Origin of the sequence: Arenibacter palladensis, from assembly GCF_900129275.1 — a bacterium.
In the GTDB taxonomy this organism is placed as follows: domain Bacteria; phylum Bacteroidota; class Bacteroidia; order Flavobacteriales; family Flavobacteriaceae; genus Arenibacter; species Arenibacter palladensis.
Map to the genome: position 1 here is coordinate 140,924 of NZ_FQUX01000009.1, position 12,674 is coordinate 153,597.

General features: G+C 40.4%; 10 protein-coding genes. 6 read left to right on the forward strand and 4 right to left on the reverse strand.

Translation table 11 applies throughout. The annotated features are described in order from the left end of the window. Positions 1 to 19: 19 nt before the first annotated feature. Positions 20 to 958 carry a calcium/sodium antiporter gene (locus BUA60_RS19435; RefSeq protein ID WP_072864666.1) on the reverse strand — a complete coding sequence of 313 codons (939 nt, stop codon included), beginning with the start codon at positions 956 to 958 and terminating at the stop codon, positions 20 to 22. 290 nt (positions 959 to 1,248) lie between these two features. On the opposite strand from BUA60_RS19435, the gene BUA60_RS19440 reads away from it, so the two are divergent. From BUA60_RS19440 to BUA60_RS19450, 3 genes are read left to right on the forward strand one after another with little or no spacing between them, the layout of a single operon-like run. Continuing rightward, positions 1,249 to 2,265 (forward strand): DHH family phosphoesterase, encoded by a 1,017-nt coding sequence (locus BUA60_RS19440; protein WP_072864668.1) that lies wholly within the window; start codon positions 1,249 to 1,251, stop codon positions 2,263 to 2,265. After that, entirely contained in the window at positions 2,262 to 2,807 is a 546-nt protein-coding gene (gene gldI, locus BUA60_RS19445; protein ID WP_072864670.1) for a gliding motility-associated peptidyl-prolyl isomerase GldI, read from the forward strand. The genes BUA60_RS19440 and gldI overlap by 4 nt, the downstream gene beginning before the upstream one ends. Before the next feature lie 11 nt (positions 2,808 to 2,818). Next, positions 2,819 to 3,925, forward strand: coding sequence for a peptidylprolyl isomerase (locus tag BUA60_RS19450; protein ID WP_072864672.1), 1,107 nt, complete (start codon positions 2,819 to 2,821; stop codon positions 3,923 to 3,925). A gap of 158 nt (positions 3,926 to 4,083) precedes the next feature. Here BUA60_RS19450 and BUA60_RS19455 read toward each other — a convergent pair whose 3' ends face one another. Further along, entirely contained in the window at positions 4,084 to 4,545 is a 462-nt protein-coding gene (locus tag BUA60_RS19455; RefSeq protein WP_072864674.1) for a CBS domain-containing protein, read from the reverse strand. A gap of 165 nt (positions 4,546 to 4,710) precedes the next feature. Beyond that, positions 4,711 to 6,171: an aminoacyl-histidine dipeptidase gene (locus BUA60_RS19465; protein ID WP_072864678.1), complete on the reverse strand. Its 1,461-nt coding sequence runs from the start codon at positions 6,169 to 6,171 to the stop codon at positions 4,711 to 4,713. A gap of 72 nt (positions 6,172 to 6,243) precedes the next feature. Here BUA60_RS19465 and BUA60_RS19470 point away from each other — a divergent pair, with 72 nt between their 5' ends. From BUA60_RS19470 to BUA60_RS19480, 3 genes are all read left to right on the forward strand, one after another. After that, positions 6,244 to 7,311 carry a DUF3810 domain-containing protein gene (locus BUA60_RS19470; protein ID WP_072864680.1) on the forward strand — a complete coding sequence of 356 codons (1,068 nt, stop codon included), beginning with the start codon at positions 6,244 to 6,246 and terminating at the stop codon, positions 7,309 to 7,311. A gap of 179 nt (positions 7,312 to 7,490) precedes the next feature. Beyond that, positions 7,491 to 10,439 (forward strand): amidohydrolase family protein, encoded by a 2,949-nt coding sequence (locus BUA60_RS19475; RefSeq protein ID WP_072864682.1) that lies wholly within the window; start codon positions 7,491 to 7,493, stop codon positions 10,437 to 10,439. Positions 10,440 to 10,452: 13 nt separating this feature from the next. Further along, the gene (locus BUA60_RS19480; protein WP_072864684.1) at positions 10,453 to 11,751 is read left to right on the forward strand and encodes an amidohydrolase family protein; all 1,299 of its coding nucleotides are present in this window, start codon (positions 10,453 to 10,455) and stop codon (positions 11,749 to 11,751) included. A gap of 74 nt (positions 11,752 to 11,825) precedes the next feature. On the opposite strand, the gene BUA60_RS19485 is transcribed toward BUA60_RS19480, so the two are convergent. Further along, complete coding sequence (locus BUA60_RS19485) at positions 11,826 to 12,629, reverse strand: DUF6503 family protein (protein ID WP_072864686.1); 804 nt, start codon at positions 12,627 to 12,629, stop codon at positions 11,826 to 11,828. Positions 12,630 to 12,674 lie beyond the last annotated feature (45 nt).

Below are 12,674 nucleotides of genomic sequence, written 5' to 3' on the forward strand. Positions count from 1 at the left end.
TCTAATTATACTAACTTCCTTAGCTTATTGTTAAATATACGAATAGCACGTAAACCGCTAGAAGGATTACACCGTCCTTCCATCCCAACCTAAGCCCTTTAGGTAAAAACACTAGGGGAAGGATTAAAAAGGATGTACCCAACATCCAAAAAATATCGTTGGTCAGCAAGCCCTGATCCAACACTTTAATAGGTGTAATCATTGATGTAATACCCAAAACAGCCAAAAGATTAAAAATATTCGACCCGATTAGATTTCCCAATGATATGGCCTTTTCTTTCTTAATTACGGCAATGACTGAGGCGGCCAATTCCGGAATACTGGTCCCAATTGATACTACGGTTACTGCAATTACCCGCTCACTAACACCATAAAAAGTAGCTAGCCCTACGGCACCCTTAATCAATAGCTCTGAACCTCCCCAAAGGGCAAGCCCTCCCAGTCCCAAAAATAGCACCGTCTTATATAAAGGCAGCGGCACATCATCCTCAGGCAATTCATCAACAACCGCAGTTTTCTGAAAACGCAATAGATATACCAAGAAAATAAAGAGTACGACCACCATGACAAAGCCCTCATATCTTTGCAATTCGCCATCAAAATAAATAAAAATGAAGAATAAAAAGGAGGCCAACATCATAACCGGCCAATCCGTAGTATAAAAACTCTTTCTAACCTCAATGCTGCCCAAAATGATGGTTATTGCCAGTACCAAACCTAGATTGGCAATATTGGACCCCACAACATTGCCCAACGCCAAATCGGGAAATCCTTCCAAAGCGGCATTTACACTAACAATCAACTCGGGTGCGGAAGTTGCAAAGGAAACCACCGTCATACCTATAACAATCTTTGGTATATTTAGTTTTAACGACAAGGCCACTGCCGCCTTCAAAAGCCAATTCCCCCCTGCAATCAACAATACTAGTCCTAAGACAATAAGAAATATATCCAGCATCAAAATGTTTTCCCACAAATATAACCAAGAATCCGACTTTTTTTCAACATCACAAGAAACCCCTACTTTTAATCACCTATAGCCCAAGGTCCAAAATTTTACATGTCATTATTTTGCATAAAGACCCGGACAATTCTTAATACACTTATAAAATATAATACATTCAATTCCTACCTTCTCATACCCAATTTAAGAGCTTTGGTTTAACGCATGCCAACTCGGTATGTGCCCAATTTAAAAATAGATTTTTCTCACAATGCCATATATTATTAAATTGTATCTTTGCGCGCATGAATTTAGAGATTATAAAGGCAATTAAGGGCTTATTGGACATCCCTCAGAAAATTGTAATTATACCGCACAAAAATCCGGACGGGGACGCTATTGGTTCTACTTTGGGGCTATGGCACTTTCTGAAAGGCAAAGGTCAGGATGCTACCATCATTGTTCCCAATGATTTTCCCAAATTTTTAAAATGGATGCCGGGCAGCGAGCAAATAGTCAATTTTGAAAGAGACTCCTCGGTAGCCAAATCCTTAATTAACAAGGCTTCCGTAATATTTACTTTAGATTTCAATCACTTAGGAAGGATAGGGCAACTGCAACCACTTTTGGAAAATTCTTCAGCTACATTTGTAATGATAGACCATCATCAGGAACCTGACGATTATGCCAAAATTATGTACTCAGACGTTAGCATGAGCTCTACCTGTGAAATGGTTTTTAATGTAATTGAAGGTCTTGACGAATTGGAAAGCATTACCCCAGAACTTGCAATTTCCTTATACACCGGTATTATGACCGATACCGGATCCTTTAAATATTCTTCCACCACCAGCCGGACACATTTGGTTGTTGCCAAATTAATAGAGAGAGGTGCCAAAAATACGGAAGCACATAACAAGGTCTATGATACCAACACCCCAAGTAGATTGCATCTTTTGGGTTGCGCTTTAAAAAACATGGTTATCCTAGAGGAATATCATACGGCATTCATCACTTTATCACAAGACGAATTGGATACCTACGATTACAAAAAGGGGGATACGGAAGGATTTGTAAATTACGGTCTAACCTTGGAAGGAATTGTCTTCGCCGTTATTTTCATTGAAAACCGGGAGGAAGGAATCGTCAAGATCTCCTTTAGATCGGAAGGTGATTTTTCCGTAAATGAATTCGCTAGAGCCCATTTTAATGGAGGTGGACATACAAATGCGGCAGGTGGACGAAGCGATGTTTCCATAGAAGAAACCATAAGCCTATTCAAGTCCTTACTACCACAATATAAAGATGATCTAAACGCATGAAAAACCTAATATTTCTTTTGCTTATTATCGCCTTTTTTAGCTGCAATGGACCTGAACCGCGAAAGCCGGTCAAAGTTAAAACCGGAAGTATTTTACAAAAGTCGGTGGAAAGGAATAAGGACCTATTGGCAAAGGAAGAAAAACAAATCATGGAAATCATTAAAAATGACTCCTTGAACACCTATTTCTCCAGCGGAATCGGCTCGTGGTACCATTATATTAGCAAGAGCGACCAGACCGATTACTACCCTAAAACAGATGACCTGGTTACATTGCAGTACAATGTTATGACTTTCAACAATGACACCATATACTCCACAGAGGATATAGGCACCATAACCTATAAGGTAGACAAACAGGACCTTTTCCCCGGCTTAAGAAATAGCGTAAAACTCTTAAAAGAGAAGGAAAGCGCAACATTTTTGTTCCCCTCCTCCCTATCTTACGGATATCACGGTGACAATAATAAAATTGGGGTAAATGTCCCTATTAAATCCACCATTACCATTTTAAATATAGATAAACAAAAAGAAAACAATTAAAATTAATTACAATGAAGAACATTTATTTATTATTGGCAGTAGTATCCATAGCATTTTCCAGCTGTAAGTCCAGTAAGCATGCTGATTTGGGAGATGGTATTTTTGCGGATATTACCACCACCAAAGGTGAAATCCTCCTTAAGTTGGAGTACCAAAAGACCCCTTTGACCGTTGCCAATTTTATATCCCTGGCCGAAGGAAACAATCCTTTTGTTACCGACAGCCTAAAGGGCAAAAAATATTATGATGGTATCATCTTTCATAGAATTATAAAGGACTTTATGATTCAAGGTGGAGATCCAACAGGAACGGGCATGGGAAATCCTGGATATAAATTTAAGGATGAATTTAACGATTCCCTTACACACAATAAGGCCGGTATTCTATCCATGGCCAATTCCGGACCTACCACCAACGGAAGTCAGTTTTTCATTACCCATAAAGAAACTCCCTTTCTAAACGGTAGACACACTGTTTTTGGCGAGGTTGTTAAAGGTATGGATATCGTTGATTCCATTGCCAATGTTAAAACTGCGGAAGGCGACAGACCGGTTACGGATGTGGTTATGAACACTGTAGAAATTATCAGAAACGGTAAGGAAGCCAAAAAATTCGATGCCGTAAAAGTAATGAGCGATTACTTTGCCGAGGAAGAGGAAAGGCTCAAGGCAATGGAGAAAATGAAGACCGATTTCGTGGCCCAAATTACAGCGGAGGAAAGCAAGGCAGAAGAGCTTCCATCCGGGCTTAAAATACTTACCCTAGCAGAGGGCGATGGAGAAAAACCCAAAGTAGGGCAAAAGGTAAATGTGTTGTACGCAGGATATTTATCGGACGGATCACTTTTTGACAGCAACTACGAAGAGATCGCTAAAAAATATGGCGTTTATCAGGAGGCCAGAAAACAAGGTAGAGGTTACGAAGCCATTCCAATGGACTACAGCCCTGAAGCGAGGATAATTCCAGGCTTTAAGGAAGGTCTTATGCAAATGAAGGTCGGGGATAAGGTTCGTTTATTTATACCATCCCATTTAGGATATGGTGAAGCTGGCTACGGTCCTATTCCCCCAGATGCCAAATTGGTTTTTGATCTGGAAATTACTGGAATAGCCCAATAATAATATTCCAAAAGTTAAAAAATCCTAGTTGGTCTCTATATTGAAGATCAACTAGGATTTTTTTTATTACTTATTTCGTTATGCAAATACGGCTACCAACAAAAACGCATCCAGTCCTGAGAAGCATTTCCCCTTCTGACCAAACCTAGGAGGACATCCTATTTCCAGTTTTGCGATTTAAGTTTTAAGGTAGCCTTTAATATATCTTTCTGGGAAATTTGTCCCACCAACTTTCCATTTTCCACTATTGGAAAACGTCTTCGCTTTTCGTTCAAAAACTTATTGGCCGCATCAAAAATATTCATATTGCCGTCAATGGTTTCCACATTCTTTATCATGTGTCCTTCCACCGTCAAATTGGAGCTCGGTAGATTGTGGTACCTATTTTCACTTATGTGCTTAATACAATCCCCCTCAGAAATCATCCCGACCAATTCATTCCTATCATTCACCACCGGACCACCAGAAATTTTATACTTCAATAAGGCCACGATTACTTCTTCTACAGATTGTTCTGGTTTAAAAGTAATCAGTTTTTTGGTCATATAGTCGCATACCCTAAGTGGTGCTTCTTCACTGGGTTGTTGAACTCTAGGCCCCTGAAAACTTTTAATTCCCATTATTGATATCTTTTGACTCTTTTAAATATAAGAAATTTAATCATGTAATCCTAAAAAAAAAAATCCTCCATCTAGAAAAGATGGAGGATTTTTATATCAAGCTATATAATTGTTTTACAGACCTGTACATCTTAAAACCTATGCAGCTTTCAGGCCATAGGCCAACTACTTTTTTGGAATTTCCAAAAGTATTTCCAAAATGAATTTCCAAAATTTTTGCAGGGAAGATATGCTGGCACGTTCATCGGGAGAATGGGCACCTTTTATAGTTGGTCCAAAACTTATCATGTCTACTCCAGGATAATTCTTTCCCAAAATTCCACATTCCAAACCTGCGTGACAGGCAACTACTCTGGGCTGCTCATTAAAAAGCTCCCTATATTTTGTACGTAACAGTTCCAGGATAGCCCCATCAGGATTGGGATTCCAACCAGGATATTCCCCACTTAAAACTACTTCATACCCAGCCTTTTCAAAATTGCTCTGTAGGTTTTTAGCCAATTCCATTTTACCGGCCTCTACGGATGACCGGGTTAGACATGCAATCTTTATCTGGCCATCTCCGACCTCCACCCTTGCAATATTATTGGATGTCTCCACCAAGTCTATCATGGTTTTGCTCATGGCATGGACCCCATTAAGAGCATTCTTAATAGCTTCCGTTAGTGCCAACTGGTCCTTGGCTTCCATAACCATTTGTGAAAGAGGTGCAGGTTCGCAAAAAATAACAAGATTAGGCTCGGTCGCCGCAAACTCCTTTTTTAAATTACTTGCCCAATCTTTAAACAAAGTTTCCAATTCTTTGGAGTCCGATACTTTTACCGCAACCAAAGCAGTGCTTTCCCTAGGAATTGCATTTCGCAATCCTCCACCATCAATTTTAGAAATCCTTAAACCAAGTTGCTCATGCCCCATGATCAATAAATCATTCATGATCTTATTGGCATTACCCAGTCCTAAATGTATATCCATTCCACTATGGCCTCCAGAGAGACCTTTTACCACTATTTTATAGGCAGCAAAGCCTTCGTCCAAGGGAATCTCCCTATAAACTCCCTTCGCAGTAATGTCTATTCCTCCGGCACATCCAATATCAATTTCATCGTCATCCTCTGTATCCAGATTCAACAAAATATCCCCTTCCAAAAGTCCTCCCTGTAATCCCTTGGCCCCTGTCATTCCAGTTTCTTCGTCTATGGTAAATAGAGCTTCCAAAGGAGGATGGGAAATATCCTTGCTCTCCAACAATGCCATTATGGTAGCTACCCCCAGACCGTTATCGGCCCCCAAGGTGGTACCTTTTGCTTTTACCCAATCTCCGTCAACATACATCTCTATACCCTGGGTGCTAAAATCGAAATCCGTATCAGCATTTTTTTGGTGTACCATATCCAAATGCGACTGTAGAATTACGGTTTTCCTATCTTCCATACCCACCGATGCAGGCTTCTTAATTATTACATTTCCCACAGCGTCCTTGGTGGTTTCAAGACCAAGCGACCTACCAAAGTCCATCATAAATTCTATTACTCGCTCCTCATGTTTGGATGGTCTTGGAACAGCATTTAAATCGGCAAATTTATTCCAGATATTTTTAGGCTCTAAAACTCTTATTTCCTTATTCATATTTATAAATTATGAAGTCAAAAATACAGATAGAAAAACAACCATGCTAGATTATTGGCTATTTTTGACCCGATGAATACTAAAATTAAAAATCTTATCGCCCTTTTATTGGTCCCTCAAATAATCTTGGTAAAATGGCTTGGGCAATACCCTGAATTTATAGAAACCTATTACAGCAAAGGTATATACCCTTATATTTCCGGATTTTGGCGTATTTTAATGGGATGGATCCCTTTTTCCGTAGGTGACATTCTTTATGCACTTCTAATTATCTTGGGAGTGCGCTATATCCTCGTGAATAGAATGGCCATTAAAAACAAACTATGGGGGTTTATGCGGGATGTAGCTATGGTCTTGTCCGTTGCTTATTTTACATTTCATCTCTTGTGGGGATTAAATTATTACAGGCAACCGCTTTCGCAATCCCTGCAACTTGGCGATAAACACAGCCAAGAAGACCTGGTAGATTTTGTGGAACAACTGGTGCTTAAAACCAATGAAATCCAATTCAAGATAACCGCCGACACCAGTAAAATAGTTCAAGTCCCCTATACCAAGAAAGAAATTATGGGCCGCACCCTGGAAGGCTACCAATCCCTAAAAAACAAAATTCCCCTTTTTACCTACCACCATCCCAGCTTAAAAAAATCCATATTCAGCATCCCTTTGAGTTATATGGGTTATGGCGGTTATTTAAACCCTTTCACCAATGAAGCCCAGGCAAATAGTGAACTTCCCAATTTCAGATTTCCTGTTATATGTGGCCACGAGATAGGCCACCAATTGGGGTTTTCCGCAGAAAATGAAACCAATTTTATTGGTTATTTGGCAACCGTGAGCAATGAGGATATCTATTTTAAATATTCCGCATATGCTTACGCCCTAAGCTATTGCCTTAATGATCTTGCGAATCACGACCAAGAGGAGTTTAAACACCAGTACAACAAACTGAATCCAGGAGTAAAAAAGAATTATAAAGAAATTGCCGAATTTTGGGAGGCACATGAAAATCCGACCGAGCCTATTTTTAAATCTATATTCAATACTTTTTTAAAGGCCAACAGTCAGAAGGAAGGAATAAAAAGCTACAATGCCGTGGTGACCCTATTGGTAAACTATTACCGCGACAATCCAATCTAATGGACATGTTATAACCGTTTGCCACCCCGTTGTTCCATAATGGTCAATGCATAGCAGAATTTTTTGTTTATCTTCAAAATCCAGGACTGATTTTTACGGTATAATAAGTCTAAATCCTATTGATATTCTTATGGGATATATTATTTTTAAACCCATTTTAATAAAGAATACATTGATATATGAGAATACGATTTTATGTACTTGTTTCACTTTTTTACGGGTTAACGCTATCGGCCCAAGACTACTTTCCGAAAAATGATGGCGTAAAGGCGGAGAACAACAATTTTACGACTTTCATCAATGCCAAGATCCATATAACCCCGACCAAAGTATTGGACAAGGGGATATTGCTTATTCAGAAGGGAAAAGTAATAGAGGCTGGAAAGACTGTACAACTTCCCAAAAACACAGTATTGATAGATCTAAAGGGAAAATCCATATATCCCTCATTCATTGATATCTATTCAGATTTTGGGGTAGACATACCCAAAGCAGCAGCTTCAGGGGGGCGATCGGCACAATATGAACCCTCTAGGGAAGGTTTTTACTGGAACGACCATATAATGCCGGAAAACAATGCAATTTCCAGATTCAACTACGACAGTAAAAAAGCAAAGGAATTAAGGGAAGCAGGATTTGGGGTTGTAAACACCCATATACAGGATGGAATTGCCCGTGGAAACGGCGCCTTAATTTCATTGAACGAATTTGGCAATGATTCTGATAGGGTATTGGCAGATAAATCGGCACAATACTTTTCGGTGACCAAAAGCGTTGCCAAAAGACAAGCCTATCCCACTTCTTTAATGGGCACCTTGGCATTGTTGAGGCAAATGTACTTTGATGCAGATTGGTACGCCAAAGGCAATGTAACCACCAAGGATCTTTCCTTAGAGGCGCTGAACGCCAACAAAGGTCTAGTTCAAATATTCGAAGCCAAGGACAAGGACAACGTATTAAGGGCAGATAAGATCGGGGATATGTTCAACATTAATTACACCATACTTGCAGGAGGAAATGAATTTGAAAGCGTAGCGGAAATCAAAGCTACCAATGCCACCTTGATCGTTCCAATTAACTTCCCGGATCCTTATGACGTTTCCGACCCATATTTGGCAGATTACGTAAGCCTGGAAGATATGCGCTTCTGGAACCAGGCACCTACAAACCCCAAAGTCCTTGAAGAAAACAACATAACTTTTGGACTTACACTCCATGACCAAAAATCTACCTCCGCCTTCAGAAATAATTTATTAAAGGCTATTGAGTATGGCTTATCAAAAACAAAGGCTTTGGAGGCGCTCACCACGATTCCCGCACAGATTTTGGGCAAATCCAATACAATCGGTTCCTTACTAAACGGTAGTCAAGCTAATTTTTTAATTACTTCAGGGGATATTTTTGACAAGGGAACTGTTCTCTATGAAAATTGGGTACAGGGCCAAAAGCATATTATCCATGACAAGCAACTTAAGGATATCCGTGGAAACTACAATTTAATTGCCGGGGAAAAGATGTTCCAATTATCAATTACCGGAGAGACGGACAAACCTAAGGTGGAGGTAAAAGAAGGAGAGGAGAAATTGACTTCCAAAATTAATTACGACGATAATTGGCTTACACTCTCCTTTAATAACAAAGATGGTGACCAAGCATTTAGGTTATCTGCAATGGTAGCATCCAGCTCAGATAATCTTGTAGGTAAACTTTTGTTGCCCGATGGTACCGAAACCACCTTTAACGCTATAATGACCTCAGCATTTTCCGAAAAAGAAAAAGACGTTACCCAGAAAAAACCAGTGGTAGTACCCATTGCATTTCCCAACATTGGCTACGGCTATTCCGAGCAACCCAAACCAGAATCCATCCTGTTCAAAAATGCCACGGTTTGGACCAGTGAGGATGTAGGTATTATGGAAAATACAGACGTACTTGTTAAAAACGGCAAAATTGCCAAAATAGGCAAAGACCTAAAACCCAGTGGGGCAACGGTGGTAGACGCCACAGGAAAACACTTGACCGCTGGTATAATTGATGAACATACGCATATTGCTGCTTTGTCCATTAATGAATCCGGTCAGAATTCCTCTGCAGAGGTAAAAATGGAAGATGTGGTAGACCCCAAACACATTGGAATTTATCGTGATTTAGCAGGTGGTGTAACTTCTGCCCAACTACTGCACGGTTCTGCCAATCCTATTGGCGGACGGTCGGCTATCCTAAAATTAAAATGGGGTGCCAGTGCAGAGAGGATGATTTATTACAACTCTCCCAAATTTATAAAGTTTGCCCTTGGTGAAAACGTAAAACAATCCAACTGGAACAGTTTTAGCAGATTTCCACAGACCAGAATGGGAGTGGAACAAACGTTTATCAATTATTTCCAAAGGGCTAAAGAATATGATCTCAAGAAAAAAAGTGGGCAGCCCTACAGGTTTGACGAAGAGATGGAAACCTTGGCGGAAATAATTAATGGGGAACGTTTTATAAGCTGTCATTCCTATGTTCAAAGCGAAATTAACATGCTTATGAAAGTGGCAGAAAAATTCAACTTTAAAGTTAACACCTTCACCCATATATTGGAAGGCTATAAAGTTGCCGATAAAATGGCCGAACATGGTGTAGGGGCATCCACCTTTAGTGATTGGTGGGCCTATAAGTACGAAGTAAACGATGCCATCCCCTACAATGCGGCCATCATGCAGAGCCAAGGCATTACCGTTGCCATAAACAGTGATGACGCAGAAATGTCCAGACGTTTAAACCAGGAAGCTGCCAAGACTGTTAAATATGGTGGGATGACCGAGCTGGAAGCCTGGAAAATGGTTACTATAAACCCAGCCAAGCTTTTGCATATAGATGATAGGGTGGGAAGTATCAAGGAAGGAAAAGACGCGGATCTGGTACTTTGGAACAACAACCCCCTATCCGTTTATGCCATGGTGGAAAAAACTATAATTGAGGGAGCTGTATATTTCGATCTGGAAAAAGACAAGCAACAAAGGGAAGCCATAAAAAAAGAAAAGGCCCTACTAATCAACCTTATGCTTAAAGAAAAGGACAACGGCAGCCCTACCCAGGAACCGAAGAAAAAAAACCAAGAGGAATTGCATTGTGACAGCCTTTAAAATAAAAATTAAGATGAAAAATATAAGAAACGCAATAGCACTTGTTCTGTTGTCATTTGCCATTAAAGGAACCGCACAACAAACTCCCGCCAGCGCACAGAAGGAAGCCATAAGTATTGAAGGCGTTGTAGCCCACTTGGGTAACGGTGAAGTTATAGAGAACTCCCTTATCATGTTCGAGGGTGGAAAAATTTCTTTTGTAGGTGATGCCAAGACCAGAATTGCCAGAAAGGGAACTATTATAAAGGCCGATGGGAAACATGTCTACCCTGGCTTCATTGTCACCTGTGCTTCCTTGGGGTTGATAGAGGTAGATGCTGTTAGGGCCTCCAATGACAAGGATGAAATTGGGGAAATAATACCCCATGTTAGAAGCCTAATCGCCTATAATGCCGAATCCAAAGTTGTGGAAAGTATGCGTCCCAACGGAGTACTCCTGGGACAAATATCGCCTAAAGGGGGCACTATTTCAGGAACATCATCCGTTATGCAGTTCGATGCCTGGAACTGGGAAGATGCAGTGGTAAAGGCCGATGACGGCATACATTTATCTTGGCCAAACGGATTTAAAAGAAGTCCTTCTTCCGAAAGCCAGGACCGTAGGCATAAACCCAATGAAAACTACACAAAGGAGAAGGATAAAATAATTAGCTTTTTTAAAAATGCCCAAGCCTATGGTAACAGTCCGGCGCCAGAAATCAATCCGGCATTTGAGGCTACCCAAGGCTTGTTCAATGGTACACAAAAGCTTTATGTGTATGCTGATGGTGAAAAGGAAATATTGGACGCCATTACCAACATCAAAAATTTAGGGATACAGGAAGTTGTGTTGGTTGGGGGTTATCACGCCAACAAAATCACTGATTTCTTAAAACAGCATCAAATATCCGTACTGGTAAGGGCTCCCCACAACTTGCCGTCTTCTGAGGACGATGACTATGACCTCCCCTACAAACTGCCCAAAATACTATCCGATAGCGGAATATTGGTAGCTATGCAAAACACGGATGCTAAAAATTTTCAAAATAGAAACCTGCCGTTTTATGCCGGACAGCTAGTTCAACAAGGACTTGCCAAAGAAAAAGCACTGCAATTGATCACACAAAATCCGGCGAAAATCTTGGGAATTGACCAAGATTACGGAACCTTGGAAGTAGGTAAAAGTGCCACACTGTTTATTTCTGAAGGCGACGCACTGGATATGCGGACCAACCAATTGAGTAGAGCCTTTATTGACGGAAGGGACATTTCATTGGAAACCCACCAAACGGAGTTATGGAAAAGATACATGGAAAAATACAACGGTAAATAGTCAAAGGTTATCAAAAACAAAAAAAGGGGCTGGAAAACTATTTGTTTCCAACCCCTTTTCCTATTTAAAGAGTACTACTTCTGTACCTTTCCTTCAACAAATATCCCGTTTTCGGGCTTCTCAAAGAAACTTGCCGGTTTGGCATCTTCACTAAATTCAATTCCCTCATACACTACTGGTTTTCGAGGCTCCTTAATCGTGCGCCTCTCCGAACTGTACCAAGTCAATTCCTTGGGCACCTTAAGGCCGTTTACATCCGCCCAATCATGATACCCTATCCAACTTACTTTATCTGAACGCTCTCCACTTCTGTAGCTGACCGTATAACCAAGCCATGCCATTTTAAAAGTTTGGGGGTCATAATGCAAAAAGTATTCATCTTTATAGGAGGTGCCGACTCCTGATTTGAAACTTACGGCAATACCGGGATAATTGACACCCTCATATACCAAATCCTCAGTTTCACCATAAACAATTCCATCATCACCCAATATAAAAGGCATATTGAAAAAATAAGACCTAAGGTTGTGATAAAATACAGGATCTCCTTTAAACGCTTTTTCTTCGTTCAACAGCCATACCTTTTCACCATCAAACCCAAGGGAATAAGCTGGTCCGTCCACCCTATCCATTCTGGTTTGTAAATCCATAGTATGCAGTTCCTCTCCCAATTTGAAGATCAAAGTCCTCTGATCTTTCCAATTTGCCAACCCCCCATGGGCCTCAAAAACCTTTGTTAACGGTTCTGGATATCGTTCCAGGTCAACCCTTGTTTCTGTCTTGGGCTCTGCCAATTCCACTTCAATTCCCTTTGAGTTCTTTTCCATTTTACAGGATAGCGTACTAGCCAATAGCACAACTGCAATTACATATTTCATCTTACTTATTTTAGTTGCCCCATTGGTCGTAAAACCATAATTAAG

Bases quoted from the DNA above. Each gene is read 5' to 3' on its own strand.
- gldI (WP_072864670.1), top strand. From the start codon at position 2,262: ATGAAAAACCTAATATTTCTTTTGCTTATTATCGCCTTTTTTAGCTGC.
- BUA60_RS19465 (WP_072864678.1), bottom strand. From the start codon at position 6,171: ATGAATAAGGAAATAAGAGTTTTAGAGCCTAAAAATATCTGGAATAAA.
- BUA60_RS19485 (WP_072864686.1), bottom strand. From the start codon at position 12,629: ATGAAATATGTAATTGCAGTTGTGCTATTGGCTAGTACGCTATCCTGT.
- BUA60_RS19455 (WP_072864674.1), bottom strand. From the start codon at position 4,545: ATGGGAATTAAAAGTTTTCAGGGGCCTAGAGTTCAACAACCCAGTGAA.
- BUA60_RS19480 (WP_072864684.1), top strand. From the start codon at position 10,453: ATGAAAAATATAAGAAACGCAATAGCACTTGTTCTGTTGTCATTTGCC.
- BUA60_RS19440 (WP_072864668.1), top strand. From the start codon at position 1,249: ATGAATTTAGAGATTATAAAGGCAATTAAGGGCTTATTGGACATCCCT.
- BUA60_RS19470 (WP_072864680.1), top strand. From the start codon at position 6,244: ATGAATACTAAAATTAAAAATCTTATCGCCCTTTTATTGGTCCCTCAA.
- BUA60_RS19475 (WP_072864682.1), top strand. From the start codon at position 7,491: ATGAGAATACGATTTTATGTACTTGTTTCACTTTTTTACGGGTTAACG.
- BUA60_RS19450 (WP_072864672.1), top strand. From the start codon at position 2,819: ATGAAGAACATTTATTTATTATTGGCAGTAGTATCCATAGCATTTTCC.
- BUA60_RS19435 (WP_072864666.1), bottom strand. From the start codon at position 958: ATGCTGGATATATTTCTTATTGTCTTAGGACTAGTATTGTTGATTGCA.